The sequence below is a fragment of the Exiguobacterium aestuarii genome (assembly GCF_020171655.1).
GTDB lineage: Bacteria > Bacillota > Bacilli > Exiguobacteriales > Exiguobacteriaceae > Exiguobacterium > Exiguobacterium aestuarii_A.
Genome location: NZ_JAIVAC010000001.1, coordinates 366,701 through 385,410 on the forward strand (window position 1 = coordinate 366,701; position 18,710 = coordinate 385,410).

The 18,710-nt window shown below is 47.1% G+C and carries 18 protein-coding genes; 13 read left to right on the top strand and 5 right to left on the bottom strand.

All coding sequences use genetic code 11. The annotated features are described in order from the left end of the window. Positions 1–119: 119 nt before the first annotated feature. The 3 genes from LCM29_RS01895 (at position 120) to LCM29_RS01905 (ending at position 2,144) form a co-directional block, all read left to right on the top strand. Complete coding sequence (locus LCM29_RS01895; RefSeq protein ID WP_224860571.1) at positions 120–386, top strand: UPF0223 family protein; 267 nt, start codon at positions 120–122, stop codon at positions 384–386. Positions 387–623: 237 nt separating this feature from the next. Further along, positions 624–812 (top strand): hypothetical protein, encoded by a 189-nt coding sequence (locus tag LCM29_RS01900; RefSeq protein ID WP_015881266.1) that lies wholly within the window; start codon positions 624–626, stop codon positions 810–812. 78 nt (positions 813–890) lie between these two features. Continuing rightward, entirely contained in the window at positions 891–2,144 is a 1,254-nt protein-coding gene (locus LCM29_RS01905) for an inositol monophosphatase family protein (RefSeq protein WP_224860573.1), read from the top strand. A 61-nt stretch (positions 2,145–2,205) separates the two neighbouring features. On the opposite strand, the gene LCM29_RS01910 is transcribed toward LCM29_RS01905, so the two are convergent. Further along, a complete protein-coding gene (locus LCM29_RS01910) occupies positions 2,206–2,382 on the bottom strand; it encodes a DUF5325 family protein (RefSeq protein ID WP_214748310.1) in 177 nt (58 codons plus the stop codon). A 163-nt stretch (positions 2,383–2,545) separates the two neighbouring features. On the opposite strand from LCM29_RS01910, the gene typA reads away from it, so the two are divergent. Both typA and LCM29_RS01920 read left to right on the top strand, forming a co-directional pair. After that, positions 2,546–4,390, top strand: a complete 1,845-nt coding sequence (typA, locus tag LCM29_RS01915; protein WP_214819560.1) for a translational GTPase TypA — start codon at positions 2,546–2,548, stop codon at positions 4,388–4,390. Between the two features lie 87 nt (positions 4,391–4,477). Further along, positions 4,478–4,822, top strand: coding sequence for a YlaH-like family protein (locus LCM29_RS01920; RefSeq protein WP_074034961.1), 345 nt, complete (start codon positions 4,478–4,480; stop codon positions 4,820–4,822). Positions 4,823–4,858: 36 nt separating this feature from the next. Here the strand turns inward: LCM29_RS01920 and LCM29_RS01925 are convergent, their stop codons facing one another. Continuing rightward, positions 4,859–5,059, bottom strand: coding sequence for a YlaI family protein (locus LCM29_RS01925; protein WP_214819563.1), 201 nt, complete (start codon positions 5,057–5,059; stop codon positions 4,859–4,861). 115 nt (positions 5,060–5,174) lie between these two features. Here LCM29_RS01925 and LCM29_RS01930 point away from each other — a divergent pair, with 115 nt between their 5' ends. Together LCM29_RS01930 and LCM29_RS01935 are read left to right on the top strand one after the other, a co-directional pair. Beyond that, positions 5,175–5,624, top strand: a complete 450-nt coding sequence (locus LCM29_RS01930) for a hypothetical protein (RefSeq protein WP_224860575.1) — start codon at positions 5,175–5,177, stop codon at positions 5,622–5,624. A gap of 33 nt (positions 5,625–5,657) precedes the next feature. Further along, positions 5,658–6,974 carry a PhoH family protein gene (locus tag LCM29_RS01935; RefSeq protein WP_214695586.1) on the top strand — a complete coding sequence of 439 codons (1,317 nt, stop codon included), beginning with the start codon at positions 5,658–5,660 and terminating at the stop codon, positions 6,972–6,974. Positions 6,975–7,012: 38 nt separating this feature from the next. On the opposite strand, the gene LCM29_RS01940 is transcribed toward LCM29_RS01935, so the two are convergent. After that, entirely contained in the window at positions 7,013–8,209 is a 1,197-nt protein-coding gene (locus LCM29_RS01940; RefSeq protein WP_214760428.1) for a multidrug efflux MFS transporter, read from the bottom strand. A gap of 100 nt (positions 8,210–8,309) precedes the next feature. Continuing rightward, on the bottom strand, positions 8,310–8,777 hold the full coding sequence (locus LCM29_RS01945) for a hypothetical protein (RefSeq protein WP_224860578.1): 468 nt from the start codon (positions 8,775–8,777) through the stop codon (positions 8,310–8,312). Between the two features lie 172 nt (positions 8,778–8,949). Between LCM29_RS01945 and LCM29_RS01950 the strand changes: the two genes are divergently transcribed. The 4 genes from LCM29_RS01950 to LCM29_RS01965 all read left to right on the top strand — a co-directional run bounded on the left by LCM29_RS01950 (position 8,950) and on the right by LCM29_RS01965 (position 15,427). Then, a complete protein-coding gene (locus tag LCM29_RS01950; RefSeq protein WP_015881276.1) occupies positions 8,950–9,228 on the top strand; it encodes a YlaN family protein in 279 nt (92 codons plus the stop codon). An 86-nt stretch (positions 9,229–9,314) separates the two neighbouring features. Continuing rightward, positions 9,315–10,550 (top strand): FtsW/RodA/SpoVE family cell cycle protein, encoded by a 1,236-nt coding sequence (locus LCM29_RS01955; RefSeq protein WP_224860580.1) that lies wholly within the window; start codon positions 9,315–9,317, stop codon positions 10,548–10,550. A gap of 35 nt (positions 10,551–10,585) precedes the next feature. Beyond that, the gene (locus LCM29_RS01960) at positions 10,586–14,020 is read left to right on the top strand and encodes a pyruvate carboxylase (protein ID WP_224860582.1); all 3,435 of its coding nucleotides are present in this window, start codon (positions 10,586–10,588) and stop codon (positions 14,018–14,020) included. 54 nt (positions 14,021–14,074) lie between these two features. Beyond that, a complete protein-coding gene (locus LCM29_RS01965) occupies positions 14,075–15,427 on the top strand; it encodes a cryptochrome/photolyase family protein (RefSeq protein ID WP_224860584.1) in 1,353 nt (450 codons plus the stop codon). Positions 15,428–15,459: 32 nt separating this feature from the next. On the opposite strand, the gene LCM29_RS01970 is transcribed toward LCM29_RS01965, so the two are convergent. Beyond that, on the bottom strand, positions 15,460–16,365 hold the full coding sequence (locus tag LCM29_RS01970) for a COX15/CtaA family protein (RefSeq protein ID WP_214783952.1): 906 nt from the start codon (positions 16,363–16,365) through the stop codon (positions 15,460–15,462). A 333-nt stretch (positions 16,366–16,698) separates the two neighbouring features. On the opposite strand from LCM29_RS01970, the gene cyoE reads away from it, so the two are divergent. Next, a complete protein-coding gene (cyoE, locus tag LCM29_RS01975; RefSeq protein WP_224860586.1) occupies positions 16,699–17,622 on the top strand; it encodes a heme o synthase in 924 nt (307 codons plus the stop codon). Between the two features lie 97 nt (positions 17,623–17,719). Beyond that, a complete protein-coding gene (coxB, locus tag LCM29_RS01980; protein ID WP_074035327.1) occupies positions 17,720–18,697 on the top strand; it encodes a cytochrome c oxidase subunit II in 978 nt (325 codons plus the stop codon). The last annotated feature ends 13 nt before the right edge of the window (positions 18,698–18,710 follow it).

Sequence of the window (18,710 nt, forward strand, 5' to 3'; positions counted from 1 at the left end):
TGATATCGTTACGTTATATGTTGATTTTAAAAAAAGAAGCAACAAAAAAACTATAGAGATTTCTGACGTAACTTGCAATAGTTTTTTTTGTTGATACAATGAGTGTCGAGGTGAACAATATGCAAATCAATTATCCGATTAATCCGGATTGGACGACCGATGAATTGATCGAGGTCGTCGAGTTTTATAATGTCGTTGCACAAGCGAACGAAGGTGGAGTCGAGCGTGAGGTTTTCCTAGACGCGTATCGAGCTTTCAAGCAAATCGTAACATCTAAGTCAGAAGAGAAACAACTGAACGCGGTTCACGATGAACAGACTGGATATTCTACGTATCGTACCGTTCAAGTAGCGATGAAGTCATCGAGCAAAATGATTAAACTGTAAGTCGGAGCATGCCCGTGCAAATTCAGGCATGCTTTTTTGTTATTTCTTCTTAAAAGTCGGGTACAGTTACCTAACACTTATTCAGGTTTAAGGGGATTAAAATTGGGAATATATCCATTAAGATAAAAAATTCAAAATAGTCAGACAATTATCTTTCTTTTTCGAATTTTATCTGATATACTCAATTCAACTCACTAAACCGTAACTTGTAGCCCAACAAAAGGAGTGTGGCATCTTATGAAACAAGTGATTGAGGCATTCAAAAGAAAAGACGCAGAAAAACGGATTCCGGTGCTGCGCTTGGAGATTGATTATGAATTGGCAACCCTTTTCGATGCGATGGCGTCACAGGATGATGCTACAGTTCAGGCTAGCAAGCATCGGTTGGAGAAGTACCGCCAAGAATTATTGCGTCTCGAAGCCTAACCATTACACACACATTCAACCAGTATTCCGAGCGGATACTGGTTTTTGTTTGGTACAATACAGTTGAGGTGATCACAGATGATAGAATGGTTTGCAGTCGATTTAATCAAACAGGCGGGAGAGCTGATTCGTCGCGAGATTGATCAACATTATGAAGTGGAACGAAAGACCGGAAAAGGAGACTTGGTCACTGAAATTGACCGAGCGGTGGAACAGCTGATTGTCCGCCGTATCCAAAACCGATTCCCGGACCATCAAATCATGGGGGAAGAAGGAACGACGGATACGCCAGACACGTTATCAGGAACGGTCTGGTTCGTCGATCCAATTGATGGGACGTTAAACTTTATTCATCAGAAGCGTATGTTCGCCATCTCGGTGGCCGTGATGGTCGATGGAGTCGTAGAGTACGGATTCGTCTATGACGTGATGGCGGATGAGATGTTTATGGCTAGAAAAGGGTATGGTGCGACATTGAACGGACGGACATTGACGTATCTACATGAACATCATGTACGAGATGCATTTTTAAGTATGAATGCGACGTGGGTCACTCCGAACCATCAAATTGCCCCGGAAATCCTTGCCCCGATTGTTCGAGATTCGATTGGGACACGGGCGCATGGCGCTGCCTCGCTTGAGCTTGCTTGGCTCGCCGCAGGACGAGTGGACGGATACATTACGATGCGCAATATGCCGTGGGATTATGCTGCAGGGAAATTGCTCGTCGAAGAAGTGGGTGGACGGGTCGTTTCCTTATATGGGGAAACGATTCGATACGATGGGAGAACATCTGTATTGGCAGGAAGCGAGACATTCGTCAATGACGTCATCAAACACTATGTCATCGCAAAAGGGGTGACCCCCGAAGCGAAGCCGGATCTTCAAATCGTGGAACATGAATCGTATGAAGAAATTCGTGATTTACTCGTTTTAGCGAATCCGAATGAAGCGATGGTGCGAGAACAGTTTCAAACAGGACGAACGTTTAAAGCGTTACTCGGAGGAGAAATCGTCGGTGCCTATATGCTCGTATCGCACGGGGCAGGACGGGTCGAGCTTGTCAATATCGCGGTGAAGCCGGAGAGACAAAACCAAACGATTGGTCAGCGGATGCTACAAGACGCGGTAAAACGGGCGACGACACTTGGCGGTCAAGAACTCCTCGTTTGTACGGGGAATTCAAGCATCATGCAATTGCGTTTTTATCAACAAGCCGGATTCCGATTTGATTCTGTGGAACGTGATTATTTTATCCAATATGGATACGATCCGATCGAGGAGGATGGTTTGGTCTTACGTGACCGCATCTGTTTGACGCGTCCGATTTGAGTTATCAAATAAAAGGAAAGAGGGTTGCTCTGACGAAAGTCGGGCAACCCTATTGTGTTTATTAAGATTGACGGTCGGAAAGAATGCGACGACGTAATTGAATACCAAAGAACGTCGCGACACCACTAAGTACGAGACTGCCTAAAATGATGGCGGCGCTTCCTTCGGCCACCCCAATGCCGATGCCGACAAATCCAGCGACGACGGCCATGGCAATCAATAGAAACATAAGCTGCATGGAGACTCCTCCTTATTTTCTCTTCTCTACCCCATTGTATGATAAAAAACGTCCAATGAAAACGTTCACAGTCGATTCCACTCGACAAAGGTACTGTGACGTGTGCTATACTCTTAAAGTTGAAGAAAAGCTGAAACTTTTTAAATAAGAGAGGAATAACTACATGAACGTAAGAACAAACCTTCGTAACGTAGCCATCATCGCTCACGTTGACCACGGTAAAACAACGTTAGTCGATGAATTATTGAAACAGTCTGGTACTTTCCGGACGAACGAGGCAGTCGCAGAACGCGCGATGGACTCAAACGATATCGAACGTGAGCGCGGAATCACAATTCTCGCGAAAAACACGGCAATCGATTACAAAGACACTCGCATTAACATCGTAGATACTCCAGGTCACGCAGACTTTGGTGGGGAAGTTGAACGAATCATGCGTATGGTTGATGGCGTTATCCTCGTCGTCGATGCGCGTGAAGGCTGTATGCCACAGACTCGCTTCGTATTGAAAAAAGCACTCGACCAAGGACTTCGTCCGATCGTCGTTGTTAACAAAATCGATAAGCCGATGGTTCGTCCACTCGATGTTGTCGATGAAGTCGTCGATCTCTTGATCGATCTTGGCGCAGATGAAGATCAACTTGAATTCCCTGTCGTCTATACATCGGCTGTCAGCGGTTCAAGTTCGTTCGATCCTGATCCAGCAAACCAAGAAGACACGATCACACACGTGCTCGATACAATTCTTGAAAACACACCAGCTCCAGTGGATAACTCAGATGAGCCACTTCAATTCCAAGTGACGATGCTCGACTACGATAACTACCTCGGTCGTATCGGTGTAGGTCGCGTCTTCCGTGGGAAAATCAAAGTCGGTGAGCAAGTATCACTCTGTAAGACAGATGGTACGGTGAAGCAACTCCGTGTCACGAAATTGTTCGGTTACTTCGGCCTCAAGCGCGTTGAAATCGAAGAAGCTAAAGCAGGTGACTTGATCGCTATCGCCGGGATGGAAGACATCAACGTTGGTGAGACAGTTACGCCAGTCGGTAAAGAAGAGCCACTTCCGCTCCTTCGTATCGATGAGCCAACACTTCAAATGCGCTTCATGACGAACAACTCGCCGTTCGCAGGACGTGAAGGGGACTTCGTCACTGCACGTAAGATCGAAGAGCGTTTGATGAAACAACTTGAGACAGACGTGTCACTTCGTGTGGAAAACACGGATTCTCCTGACCAATGGATCGTATCAGGACGCGGTGAGCTTCACCTCGGTATCTTGATCGAGAACATGCGTCGTGAAGGCTACGAGCTTCAAGTATCGAAGCCACAAGTTATCATCCGTGAAGACGAAAACGGTACGAAAGTTGAGCCGTTTGAGCGCGTGATCATCGACGTACCAGAAGAGTACACAGGTTCAGTCATGGAGTCGATCGGTCTCCGTAAAGGTGAACTTGCCAACATGAACACGAACGATAACGGTCAGACACGTATGGAATTCATCGTTCCATCACGCGGACTCATCGGTTACCGTAACGAATTCTTGTCGGCGACACGTGGATACGGAATCTTGAACCACACGTTCGAAGAGTACCGTCCGTATATCGCAGCTGATATCGGTGGTCGTCGCAGTGGTGTTATGGTTTGTATCGAAAACGGGAAGTCAACGGCTTACTCAATCGGTGCACTCGAAGACCGTGGAACGATCTTCATCGAGCCAGGTACGGATGTATACGAAGGAATGATCATCGGTGAATGTAACCGTGACGTCGACCTTGCGATTAACGCCGTTAAAGGGAAGCAATTGACAAACATGCGTGCTTCAGCAAAAGACTCGACACAAGTCTTGAAACGTCCGCGCGTCTTCTCACTTGAAGAGTCGCTCACGTTCTTGAACGATGATGAGTACTGTGAAATCACGCCAGAGTCAATCCGTCTTCGTAAGAAAATCTTGAACAAGAACGAACGCGAGAAAGCTGACAAGCGTCGTAAACTTGGTAAAGAATAAGTAGTAGAAAAGGGAACGCTTCGGCGTTCCCTTTTGCATGGAATAGTGTAGAATGGATGTGTATGAAATAAAGGGGGACTCTTTGTCTTGAAAGCTTCTCAAACAATCGATATCACACAAATTGATGTTCCGTGGATTGCCTCGATGCTAGGTGTCGGGAGCGACCCGAACGATTTTTCGGTCGGATTCAACGCACTCGTTGTCACGGTCATCTTACTGACGATTCTCGTCTTTAAGCTTGGTTTTGCAAAACAATTGGCATGGTGGAAATCACTCATCGTCTATATTCTACTTGCACTTGGTGCAGGGACGATGGCGCTCGTCTTTTTCACATGGCCGATTCCAGAAGTACTTGCTGTCATGGCCATCGTGTTGGCCATCTATCGCGGTCGTCTCTGGTGGAACCGTCGTCAGGATGCAGTCGAGTCATAAAAAATACGGGCGTCTCTTCGGAGGCGCCCGTTTTCATTACCAATTTCGCTTTTGTCGAAATGTAGGATATAACTTGAATTGTCCAGATGCGGCGCGTTCAGCCGTACGTTCGCTGATTCGCTCCTGACAGTCTTGACACATATACGTTTTAGCCGGCTTGTTGCGCAATCGTTTTGCTTCAAACGACCATGAGTCGATTGTTTCGATTTTATCGCAAAGAGAACATTTTACACGCATCTTCTCACCTTCCTCTATAGGATGAGTATAGCATGATTTCATTCGTTGAAAGCAGGGAATTGAATCGATAAGGGAGAATGGTACAACCATACCCGGTTAAAAGGAGGGGAGTTGAATGGCGAGTAAGGCAACGTTTGAATTGACAGCCGCTCAACAGCGATTGTTGAATGACATGCCGTTAACATTTCTCGTCGGTTTTGATGAGGCAAAGCGTTGGCCAATCAGCCACGCCATCAGTTGGGTGCAAGCACTCGACAAGGACACGATGCGGTTCGCATTAACCAAGAATTCGCACATCGTGACGATTTTATCGACCGAAAAGACAGCGGGTCTCATCTTTATCGAAGATGGTCAGTCCTATCATGTTCTACTTTCATCCATCCAAGAATTTGAGCCAGCGGTAAAACCGAGCCTTCATCTTCGTTTTTTTGAAGGACATGTCGAAGAAGTGAGGAACATCTCATTTTATGGTGCAGCATACGCTCAGCCCGAAATTACGAAAACGTATGATATTCGTGCGGCGGAAAAGTTAGACCGTGAAGTAAAAGAAAGTCTTCATTCTTGATTACCATCCTATAGTCGAGGGGCGGCAAAGTCTATGAAAAAAACGTATGTACTCGATACGAACGTACTCTTACATGATCCGCTATCCTTATTTCAATTTGAAGAACATGATGTGGTCATCCCGGCCATTGTCTTAGAAGAACTTGATGGTAAAAAACGAAACATGGATGAGGTCGGGCGGAACGCCCGTGAAACGTCGCGTGTTCTAGACCAACTCCGAACATCGGGGAAACTTCATGATGGCGTCCCACTTGAAAACGGTGGACGTCTCTTTGTCGAGATTGGACACGAACACGAAGTCGATATTCCATTCGACGTGATGACGAACGATAACCGCATCCTACTCGTTGCCTTAAAATTAATGAAACAATACGAGCATGACACGAACCATAAAGTCGTCGTCGTCTCAAAAGATATATTGGTCCGTGTGAAGGCGGACGCAATCGGAATTGATGCAGAAGACTATCTGACCGACCATATCGTCGATACGACGAATTTGTATGCCGGCTATCGTGAAATCGAGGTCGATCAATCACTTATTGATGAATTTTATAAAGTACGCCAACTTCCGACATCCGCATTGACGAAACAAACGTTATATCCGAATTCGTTCGTCGTGTTAAAAAGTAACGTGTCGAAAGCGAGTGCGCTCGCGGTTGTCGACACGCTCCAACCGATTGTTCGTCCGTTAGCGCTCGACGCTGACCACATCTGGGGAATTCATCCACGAAACGTCCAGCAGCGGATGGCGCTCGACTTATTGTTGCGAGATGACATTCCGTTCGTCACGTTACTTGGGAAAGCGGGAACCGGAAAGACGCTCCTTGCTCTAGCGGCAGGACTCTCACTCGTTGAGGACGAGCAACGATACAACAAGCTCGTCGTTGCCCGACCGGTCGTCCCGATGGGGAACGATATCGGCTACTTGCCAGGTGAGATGGAAGAAAAATTACGTCCATGGATGCAACCGATCTATGATAATCTAGAATTTCTCTTCAGTGCCAATTCAAAAGATGAGCTAGGAAATATTCTGGCTGGCATGAAATCGATTCAACTCGAAGCGCTCACTTATATTCGAGGAAGAAGCATGCCCGACCAGTTCATCATCATCGACGAAGCTCAAAACTTAACGAAACATGAAATCAAGACGATTCTTACCCGTGTCGGGGAGAACTCGAAAATTGTTCTCGTCGGTGACCCGTACCAAATCGACCATCCGTATTTAGATGAATATTCGAACGGATTGACATACGCCGTTGAACGATTCAAAGGACAAAATGTCTTCGGTCACGTCCAACTTGTAAAAGGGGAACGTTCGTCTCTCGCAAGATTGGCGGCCGACTTGTTATAAGCGAGATAAACAAATAACGCCGAGCTAAACGCTCGGCGTTATTTTGTATCGAGTTGTAGCGATTGGACGTTCGTCCGTTCTAAAAAGGCGTTTGAAATCATGATCAATCCTGTGACGATGAACAGTGCGGAAAATCCGAAGTGTGCCACGATTTGAGATCCAAATAGCGGTCCGAGTAGATTTCCCATGAACTGAGCGGACTGATTATATGAAAAGATTCTTCCGGTTGCAGCGGTTGGAGTATGCTGTCGCAGCAACGACTGAACGGATGGCATCAACGCAGCGGTCGCAAATCCAATCCCGAAGCGTAACAGAATGAGTTGGGTCGTCGAGGTGACGAACGCTTGCGGGATTAAGAATAAACTGTAGAGTAGCAGTGCCCAAAATAAGATTCGTTCTGCCCCGTATCGGTCCGATAATCGTCCGAGACGCTGCGCCGAAAAGAGAGCGGCGAGCCCAGGGGCAGATGCGACAATCCCTGCCATGAAGGCAAGTGCGGTCGTATGCGGATTTAATTCACGTACATATAACGTCAAGAGTGGTCCGATTGATTGTGTTGAGAACTGGATGAGGAACGTTGTCACAAACAACCCGACAATCAATTGCGGATGCCGCAGTGAGGCGAAAATGGACTTCACTGAAGCGAGTTCTTCACGTTTCACTGGGACAAAGTCTTCTTTTACGAACCAGAGCGTGATGAGGAATGTTAGGAAGAGTGCACTTCCGGTAAAGAGAAAAACGGATCGAAGCCCAATCCAGTCTGCAAGCAGTCCGCCGATGAGCGGACCGAGTAGACCACCGGTGATTCCACCGGTCGACAAGGTACCGAGCGCCCAGCCACTTTTCTCTTTTGGGGTTTGGGAAGCGACTAAGGTGATACCGGCTGAGATAAATCCAGAAACGGCACCCATGAGTAAACGCAACCCGACCAGTTGATACACGTCTTGCACAAAACTAATGAGAAACATCACAATAGCCATTCCGAGGCTTGCTCGGATAAGCATCAACTTTCTTCCTTTTTGGTCAGCCAGACGTCCCCACATCGGGGAAACGATGGCGGCCACGAGGAACGTCGCGCCGAACGCGATCGCCGACCAAGTGACGACATGGTCAGGGTCCTTTACCCCGAGTTGTTCAATAAACAACGGTAGGAAGGGGAGGACGAGACTCATTGAAGCGGCGGTCAAGAAGCTACCGATCCAAACAACTATTAAATTTCGTTTCCAAAGAGGCATCGTAAGCGTCACGACCTTTCTTATTCAATTTGTAGTCAATACACTACATATTACACTTTGTGAAGTAAAAAGTCCAAAAAATGAGAAGGAAAGTTCCTTCTCATTGATTGCTCAGTACGGTTATGTGATTCACTTGGCGAATGACCTGGTCTTCATATAATACATAGACCGGTCCGTCAGCGAGTACTTTCCCGTCTTTTGAAAATTGTAAGTACACGCGTGATGCTTCACTAAGCGACAGCGTCAACACCGTTTCTCCGTAAAAACGGACGTGTGTGGCCAAATCAATTGGTTCGGCATTGTTCAAAAATGGTGCGAGCGGCATCGCGAACGAATCGCGCAATGCTGCGTCTTTATCTTGACGAGACATCGGCTTATTGTGGTCGATTCTTGTTCCTTGCGATAGACCATCGTCCCATGCTTTCCCCATTTTCGCATAGTAGGCCTCACGGTCATTCTCGGTCACCGAGTCCAATTCTTCAATCTTTCGTTTTCGGTCGTCAAAAATCCATACGGTCGGGTCAATCGTCAAACTGTGACGAACCGCTCCGTCTAGTGGAAAAATCATGCTAACATCCCCCTTTATACACATTACACGTTTCATTATAGCGCTCTTTCTCGTAAAATGGAAAAGAGGAAGAATGTCGCAATCATCTATACTGTACATTGAATTATGATGAAAGATAATGTACAGTTGAGTTATGACAAACAGTCTGTCATCGTACGGAGGAGGGGTCGTAGTGGCGACAAATTTGGCTGCAATCCAACGGGAGCAAGCGCTTCAGTTACTCGAGGCGGATGCTGAAAAAATCCGTTGTCTGATTGAAGTGCAGTTAGAAAACCTAAAAATGCCGAAGTGCCCGCTTTATGAAGAGGTGCTTGATACACATATGTTTGGACTATCGCGCCAAATTGATTTTGCGGTTCGTCTTGGACTCATTTCAGACATTGAAGGTAAAGGACTGCTCGATTCATTGGAACAAAAGTTGTCTGCCTTGGCAGAAGCTTCAGAATTATGAACCTTATACTCAAACTGTGCAAGTGGCGCTGTTTGAGTATTTTTTTATAAAGGTTGTCGGATTGTTTTACATAAGGAAGTGAATACATGAAAACACGGTTTCGGTATTTTGATTTTGCGTTGTTTTTGTCAGTGCTCTTACTCGTCGGGATCAGCTCGATCATGATTTACAGTGCGAGCGTTTGGAATCGTGGGGACTATGCGAATAGCAGCTTGTTCTATCGCCAGCTCGTCTACGTAGGAATTGGGATCTTTGTTTACTTGATTGCGACGTTGTTCCGCTATGAGATGTTTCGGAAGAAAGGCATTCGTCTCAGTCTCTATGCGGTCTCTGTCATCTTGCTATTTGTCACTTGGGCGATGCCGCCATTGAACGGGGCACGGGCTTGGCTCATCATCGGCGGATTTACTATTCAACCGGTCGAGATTGCTAAATTCGTTCTCATCATACTGCTTGCGAACTATTACCACGAGCTATGGAATAATGAGTTGAAAGGACTACCGGGGCGTCTAGCTCGGGCTGCCATCGTGAAAAAAGGATGGCGTGCTCAAATTGGTGCCTTCTTCTTAGTACCGATTCTTTTTTACTTCTCGTTCTACGCCATCGCCATCAATGGACAGCCGGATATGGGGGGATTATTCGTCCTCGGATCCATCATGCTTCTCATGTGGTTCGGTGTCGGGGCACCATTACGGATTTTGATTCCTGGGATTTTAGCCGGTGTCGGTACGGTCTTCTTATTGTTCACGACAATCTTTTCTGAGAATCAACGGAGCCGGATTGAGGTTGTATTCAACCCGTTCATGGACCCGGAAGGTTACGGTCATCAGTTGCTCATGTCGATCATCTCAATCGTACATGGAGGATTGACGGGTGTCGGGCTCGGGAACAGTTTTCAAAAGTATGGGTATTTGCCAGAACCTGAAACCGACTATATTATGTCGATCATTGCTGAGGAGTTAGGGTTCTTCGGTGTGTTGACGGTTTTGGTACTGCTCTTCTTCATCGCGTTTCGCGCGATTCATATTGCCAATCATGCGGATAGTCATTTTGCGATGTTCGTCTCGTTTGGGATTGCATCACAGATCATCATTCAAACAGCCATCAATATCGGTGCGATGTCTGGTTGGTTCCCAGGGACAGGGGTGACCTTGCCGCTGGTCAGTTATGGGGGGACGTCGCTGATCATGATGATGGGTGTTCTCGGGGTACTTAGTAGTATCTCGATGCGTAACCGTCATCGAGAAGCGACACGACGAGAAGAAATTCGGGTGAAGTCCGAAGAGAACGTTCAACGTTCATCGCTTCATGTGGTCAGGTAAGAAACATTTAAATTAATTTAACGGGGGGATTTCATTTGAAACCAATTAAAAAGTTACTTGTTGCAAACCGTGGGGAGATTGCCATTCGCGTATTTCGAGCGGCAACTGAGTTAGGCATTCGGACTGTAGCCGTCTATTCGCAAGAAGATAGCGGTTCATTACATCGCTTTAAAGCCGATGAAGCCTACTTGGTAGGACTCGATAAGAAGCCGATTGATGCGTACCTCGATATCGAAGGTGTCATTCGTATCGCCAAGGAATCAGGTAGTGACGCGATTCACCCGGGATATGGTTTCCTTTCAGAAAACATTGACCTCGCACGACGTTGCCGTGAAGAGGGCATCATCTTTGTGGGTCCACACGAGTCGCACTTGCATGCGTTCGGGGACAAAGTGCGGGCACGTCAGAGTGCGATTGCTGCAGGTCTTCCTGTCATCCCAGGCTCGAACGGTCCGCTCACATCGTATGAAGATGCAGAAGCGTTTGCGAACGAACACGGCTTCCCACTCATGGTCAAAGCATCAATGGGTGGCGGAGGACGCGGGATGCGTGTCATCCGTACAGAAGCGGAAATGAAAGATTTGATTGAACGTGCGAAATCGGAAGCGAAACAAGCTTTTGGTTCTGATGAAGTGTACATAGAGAAATTAGTCGAACGTCCGAAGCACATCGAGGTTCAAATTCTCGGAGATGAGCACGGTCACATCATTCACTTGTTCGAGCGTGACTGTTCGGTGCAGCGCCGACATCAAAAGGTCGTCGAAGTGGCACCATGTGTGACGTTATCCGAAGAATCACGTCAAGCGATTTGTGATGCGGCGGTTCAACTCATGCGTCACGTCGGATACGTCAACGCTGGTACGGTCGAATTTTTAGTGACGGAAGACGAATCATTCTACTTCATCGAAGTAAACCCACGCGTCCAAGTTGAGCATACGATCACAGAGATGGTCACAGGGTTTGATATTGTCCAAACGCAATTGATGATTGCACAAGGAGAATCGCTTCACGGTGATATGATTCAAATGCCGAAGCAAGAGGACATTAAACTTCTCGGTTATGCGATTCAATCACGTGTTACGTCAGAAGACCCAGGGAACAACTTCATGCCTGATACTGGGAAAATCATGGCATACCGTTCTCCAGGTGGTTTTGGTGTCCGTCTTGACGGCGGAAACGCGTACGTCGGTGCAGAAATTTCACCGTACTACGATTCACTTCTCGTGAAACTGTCGACGCATGGTATGACATTCGAACAAGCCGCTTCGAAAATGGTCCGAAACTTGAACGAGTTCCGAATTCGTGGAATCAAGACGAACATCCCCTTCTTGATTAACGTCATGAAGCATCCGAACTTCATCAATGGGGACTACAACACGTCATTCATCGATGAGACGCCAGAACTGTTCGTCTTCCCGAAACGAAAAGACCGTGGTACGAAGTTGTTGAACTATATCGGCGATGTGACAGTGAACGGATTCCCAGGAGTCGGTCTGAAAGACAAGCCGATCAGCCGCTCGGTACGTATCCCGCAAGACCTACCGACAGAAGCAAAACCGGGAACGAAACAAATCTTGACGGAACTCGGTCCAGACGGCCTGGCTGACTGGATCAAACGTCAACCGGAACTGTTATTGACGGATACGACGATGCGTGACGCGCACCAGTCATTGCTTGCGACGCGCATGCGGACGCAAGACATTCTCAATATTGCAGAGCCGACAAGCAAACTGATGCCAGAATTGTTCTCAGTCGAAGCATGGGGTGGAGCGACGTTCGATGTCGCATACCGCTTCTTGTCAGAAGACCCATGGGTACGTCTCATGAAGCTTCGTGAGAAGATGCCGAACGTCTTGATTCAAATGTTGCTTCGCGGCGCGAACGCGGTCGGGTATAAAAACTATGCGGACAACGTCATTGAGAAGTTCGTGCATGAAGCGGCGTATGCAGGAGTCGACGTATTCCGAATCTTCGACAGTCTTAACAACCTAGAGTCGATTCAATTAGCAATCGATGCGACGCTACCGACAGGAAAAGTAGCGGAGGCGGCGATTTGTTATACAGGTGACTTGTATGACGGAAACCGTCCGAAATACCATCTTCCGTACTACATTGACCTTGCGAAGAAACTTGAAGCGAGTGGTGCGCATATTCTAGCTATTAAAGATATGGCCGGCTTATTGAAGCCGGAATCAGCCTATGCGCTCGTGTCAGCATTGAAAGATGCGGTCGATTTGCCGATTCACTTGCATACACACGATGCTTCAGGGAACGGGATCTTCACTTACGCACGTGCGACGGATGCTGGTGTCGACATCGTCGACGTTGCCGCAAGCTCGATGTCAGGGATGACATCGCAACCTTCAGGTGGAAGTTTAGTCTACGCGCTCAACCACCACGAACGTCAGCCGAAGATTGATCCGAAACAATATGAAGTGATCAGTGATTACTGGCAAGACGTGCGCCACAACTACGAACCGTTCGAAAGTGATATGCGCGCACCGCATCCGTCTGTATACGAACACGAGATGCCAGGTGGTCAATATTCGAACCTTCAGCAACAAGCGAAAGCAGTCGGGCTTGGAGACCGTTGGGGAGAAGTGAAGGCGATGTATGCCCGTGTCAACATGTTGTTCGGTGATATCGTCAAGGTCACCCCTTCTTCGAAAGTCGTCGGTGATATGGCGCTCTTCATGGTGCAGCACAACTTGACAGAAGAGGATGTGATGACGCGTGGCCATCAACTCGACTTCCCAGACTCGGTCGTCGAGATGATGCGCGGCGAGTTAGGTACACCTCCTGGCGGTTTCCCGAAAGATGTCCAACAAGTCATCTTAAAAGGGGAGGAGCCACTGAACGTTCGTCCTGGTAAACTAATCAAGCCATATGACTTTGAATCAGCACGCCAAGAGTTGTTCGAGAAGTTTGAGCGACCGGTCACAGACTTTGAGCTTCTCGCCCACGCGCTCTATCCGAAGGTATACGAAGACTATGTCAAACATACGACGACATACGGTGACGTATCCGTCCTCGACACGTTGACGTTCTTCTACGGATTAAACGTTGGTGAGACGATTCAAGTTGAAATCGAGACAGGGAAGACGTTGATCATCAAGCTCGTACAAGTGAGTGCGGCAAACGAAGATGGCATTCGTCTCGTCTCTTATGAGATGAACGGCGTACCGCGTGAAATTGAGATTAAAGACGTGAACGTCAAATCAGCGACAACGAGCCGTCCGAAAGTGGATCGTTCGAACCCGAAACAAGTCGGTGCCTCGATGCCAGGCTCTGTTTTGAAAGTGTTGGTCGAGCCAGGAAGTCGTGTTCATCGTGGTGAACAGCTACTCGTCACGGAAGCGATGAAAATGGAAACGACGATTCAGGCAGCACAAGATGGCGAGATCAAAGCCATCCATATTAAAGAAGGCGACACAATACAAAGTGACGACTTGTTGATTGAATTTGTATAATCAAAAGAAGCATAGTTCGCTATGCTTCTTTTTTTGTAGATGGGAGTGGAAATGATGAAACGAGTATGTTGGTTTAGATCTGATTTTAGATTGACCGATAATCATATGCTTCACCGTGCGCTGAACGATATGGAAGAGGGGGATGACCTCGCTTTCGTCTTTTGGCTAAACCCGAAATACTGTGATCCGTTCGAAGTCCGTCACGATTATTTCTTCTCGACGATGCGAACGTTTATGGATGATTTGGAAACAAAAGGGTTGGGGCTTCGAGTGCTTGTTGCGGAAACGGAGAAGAATTTCGTAGAACAGCTCGGGGAGATGGATGTGCTATATTTCAATGCGGAGTATGTGGAACCGTTCAAACAGCGAGACGACCGTGTCATCGAGGCACTTGGTGAAGAAGTCAAAGTCGTCCGACTCCTTGACCGGCATCTGTTTCATCCCGATGCGTTCAGTACGAAGAGTGGAGATCCGTATAAAGTGTTCACCCCGTTCAAAAAAGCGGCTTATGCTGAGCAACCGCCGAAACCGTACGATGTCGATATCAATCGTTTAACAGATTTCATCAGCTCGAAAAACGAGCAGCCGAGTGAACTGAAAGACTTGTTCAAACGCTGTGAGCGAGAGTGGAAAGGGTTAGGGGAGACCGAGGCGAAGAAACGGTTGACGCGTTTCGTCAATGATCGGATGGTCGATTATGATGAAAAGCGTGACATCCCGAGTATTGCCGGGACGAGCCGATTATCCCCATACTTACGGACCGGTGTATTATCGATTCGTACGATCGCCGAGCAGGTGCTGGCCGCCAGAAAATCTAAAGGACGCGACACGTATTACGACGAACTGTTGTGGCGCGAATTTTATTATATGGTGATGGCGAAGTTCAAAGGGTTGAAAGATCAACCGTTCAATGACAAATACAAATCGCTCGAATGGGAAGATGATGAGGAACAGTTCGAAAAGTGGTGTAACGGGGAGACGGGTTATCCAATCGTCGATGCGGCGATGCGTCAATTGAACGAGACCGGATGGATGCACAACCGTCTACGCATGATTGTCGCATCTTTCTTGACGAAACACCTTCTTCTAGATTGGCGGAAAGGGGAACGGTATTTTGAACGAAAGTTGATTGATTACGAGCCCTCTTCAAATATCGGGGGTTGGCAATGGGCCGCCTCGGTCGGGACGGACGCGGTTCCGTATTTCCGTATCTTCAATCCGACGACGCAATCTGAACGGTTCGACCCAGATGGGACGTTCATCCGGAAGTATGTGCCGGAGCTGAAACATGTGACAGACAAATCGATTCATTTTCCGAACCCGTCAGAGCGAGACAATTATGCGATGCCGCTCGTCGACCATAAAGAAGCGCGAGAGCGTGCCCTCGAACGATTTAAAGAATTGTAAACAAAAAAGCGCCGCGGCGCTTTTTTACTTACTTATCCGTTCATGTCTTTTAATTGTGAATCACTTTGTCGGTCCGTCGAACGGTACGCGTGGTAAGCGAGATAGGACAGGATGCCGAAGTAACAAGTGATCAAGAATGCATGGAGGAGCGGCACATATGTGGCATGCCCGCCGAGTACGATCCATGCGCCAGTCCCGACTTGAAGAAGAATGAAGAAAAGGGACGCCATCATGCCGCGTTCGATTAATCGATTCATCTCTTTTCGAGCAAGATAGAGGACATACAATGTGTACAAGACAAGTAGTCCAGCCATCACACGGTGACCCATTTGAACATAAGACTCAAACGTCCATACTTCTTGTTCACAAATCGGCCAACCGACACAAGCGTATGTAGCACCGAGGTGACGGACATAGGCTCCTGTGTACACGACGATCATCGTGTAAATCGAAAGACCGTAAAGATGAGATCTCAACCGTCTCGATACGACTTTATGCTCTCGGTCACCTTCGAATAATAGAATCGTCAAAATGAGTAGCGATGCAAACGAGACGAGAGAAATCCCGAAGTGAAGGGCCAAGATGGCATCTGATTGTTGCCAAATAACCGCCCCTGCTCCGATGATCGATTGGATGAGCATAAAGATAAATGCAAGAAACGCAAAGATTTTTACATCGACACGATGTTTGACCGCGATGAACGTCCAAATGGCGAGTGCGATGATCAAGAGACCTTCGATTCCCGAGACGACGCGGTGACTGTACTCGATCATCGTCTCAACACTTGGATTGGTCGGAATCAACTTACCGTGACAGAGTGGCCAGTCTGTTCCACAACCATCCCCTGAGTCTGTCTTCGTCACGGTTCCACCCATGATGAGGACAAGCATCATTCCGAGGGTGACAAACCCTGAGAAAAACGCGAGTTTTTTATGCATGCAATACCACCTGCTTCTAATCAAAATCCGTTAAAAATGTACCTTGTTTATTTATATTTTTTTCGCCATACTTATTATACGGCTTTCCGTTCAAAAAACGAAATGGAAAAGCTTGCAATCGTTATCAAAAACGTTATTCTAATATTAGTAAGGCACATAAGGTGTGACAAATATCACACTATTGACACAAAAAACTCGCTATTTTACAAGCATAAAGGGCGTATTTTATAAAAAAATATGGTATCTTTGTAGAGAGTTAAGTGTATTTTGTTCATATTGTGTTTTTTCTGTGAAGAGAATGCGAGGATTTCGTGATTATGTGGGGGGGTCAGTATGACAAAAGTCAACCCAGGAATGACTGTAGATGTAGAATATACAGAGTCAACGTCATTCCGAGATTACGTCGCCTTAGCGAAAATGGGAATCGTTCGTGCCAACTTGATGTTGGTGTTTGCAGGTTTCTTCGTGGCAGCGACGTATCAGAGCGATACGCCAGTCCTTTATTTGTTTGAAGTTTGGCCACAGCTCTTATTAACGATGTTAGGAAGCGCACTCGTGATTTCGGGGAGTTGTTACCTAAACAACTTTGTGGACCGAGATATCGATTACTTAATGGATCGTACGGACAATCGACCGAGTGTAAACGGCAAGATTTCAGGGGAGAAGATTTTACTCCTCGGATTGACACAACTTGCGTTAGGAACTCTGTTATTGCTCCTTGTATCGTACGTCGCCGCTGTATTCGGTTTAATCGGGGCATTTTTTTATGTCGTGATTTATACGATGTGGCTGAAGCGTACGAGTACGCTCAATACGGTCGTCGGTAGTATTTCAGGAGCCGTTCCACCGCTCATCGGTTGGGCAGCGCTCGACCCAGCACTTCATATCGATGCGTGGCTCATGTTTCTTGTCATGTTCTTATGGCAACCACCTCACTTCCTAGCGCTCGCTATGCGACGCACAGAAGAGTATCGAGCGGCAGGCATTCCGATGCTTCCGGTCGTGAACGGATTTGCCATCACAAAACGGCAAATCATCTGGTGGATTGCGACGCTGATTCCGGCATCGCTCTTATTTATGCACTATGGTCTTGTTTACTTGACAGTCGCAGCCGGTTTAGGGGGCTACTGGTTGTATCTCGGATTGAAAGGATTCAATGCCGAGGACGAAATTAAGTGGGCAAACAAAATGTTCTTCTATTCATTAATTTATTTAGTCGTGTGGATTATCGCGCTGATTTTGACAGCACTCTGGTGATCGCACTCACTATATAGAAAACCATTACACATCATTTTGGGAGAAAGTGGGGATTGTTGTGAAATCATTTAAGAAGCTTCTGTTTGGCATCGTCCCGATGATGATGTTCGCAGTCCTGTTGTCAGGTTGCGGTCAAGAGGGATTGTCTGCATTGAAGCCGATGGGAGAAGGCGCTGAGCTTCAGCTCCGCATCATTCTCATCAGTTTGGCGATCATGCTCTTCGTACTCATCATCGTATCGGTCATTTACGTGTACGTGCTCATGAAGTTCCGTCGGAAAGATGAATCGATTCCGAAGCAAGTTGAAGGTAGCAGTACACTTGAGATGATTTGGACAGTCGTTCCGATTATCCTTCTCATCATTCTCGCTGTTCCGACAATCACAACGACTGTTGAACTCGCGAAAGCGAAAGAAGCGAAAAAAGAAGAAGAAATCAACGTTACAGCAAACTTGTACTGGTGGGAATTTGAATATCCAGAAGCAGGTGTTGTGACAGGTCAAGAACTCGTCATCCCAGTTGGAAAACGAGTCGGCATCAACTTGACATCAAAAGATGTCATTCACTCATTCTGGGTACCAGCTTTATCTGGTAAAACAGATACGAACCCAGGACTTGATAACGAAATGTGGTTACATGCAAATGAACCAGGTACTTACTACGGGAAATGTGCAGAGCTTTGCGGTCCGTCACATGCCCTTATGGACTTTAAAGTCATCGCGCTCGAGCAAGAAGAATATGATCAATGGCTCGCTGACATGAAAGCCAAGCAAGACGAGAACGGTGAGAAACTCGTCGCAGACAACACGAACTTGACGACAGGTGAAGAAGTGTATGTTCAAAGCTGCTTGAGCTGTCACGGCGGCGGTAAAGTTGCACCAAGTTTAACGAACTTCGGCGATCGCGAATGGCTCGCAGGTTACCTCGAAAACAACGAGGACAACTTGAAAGAGTGGATTCGTAACCCGCAAGATAAGAAACAAGGGGCTCTCATGCCAGGTTTCAATGAAGGTCAAATCAGCAACGAAGAATTAGACGCACTCGTTGACTTCTTGTATGAGCAGAAGATTGACTAACGGGAAAAGGGGG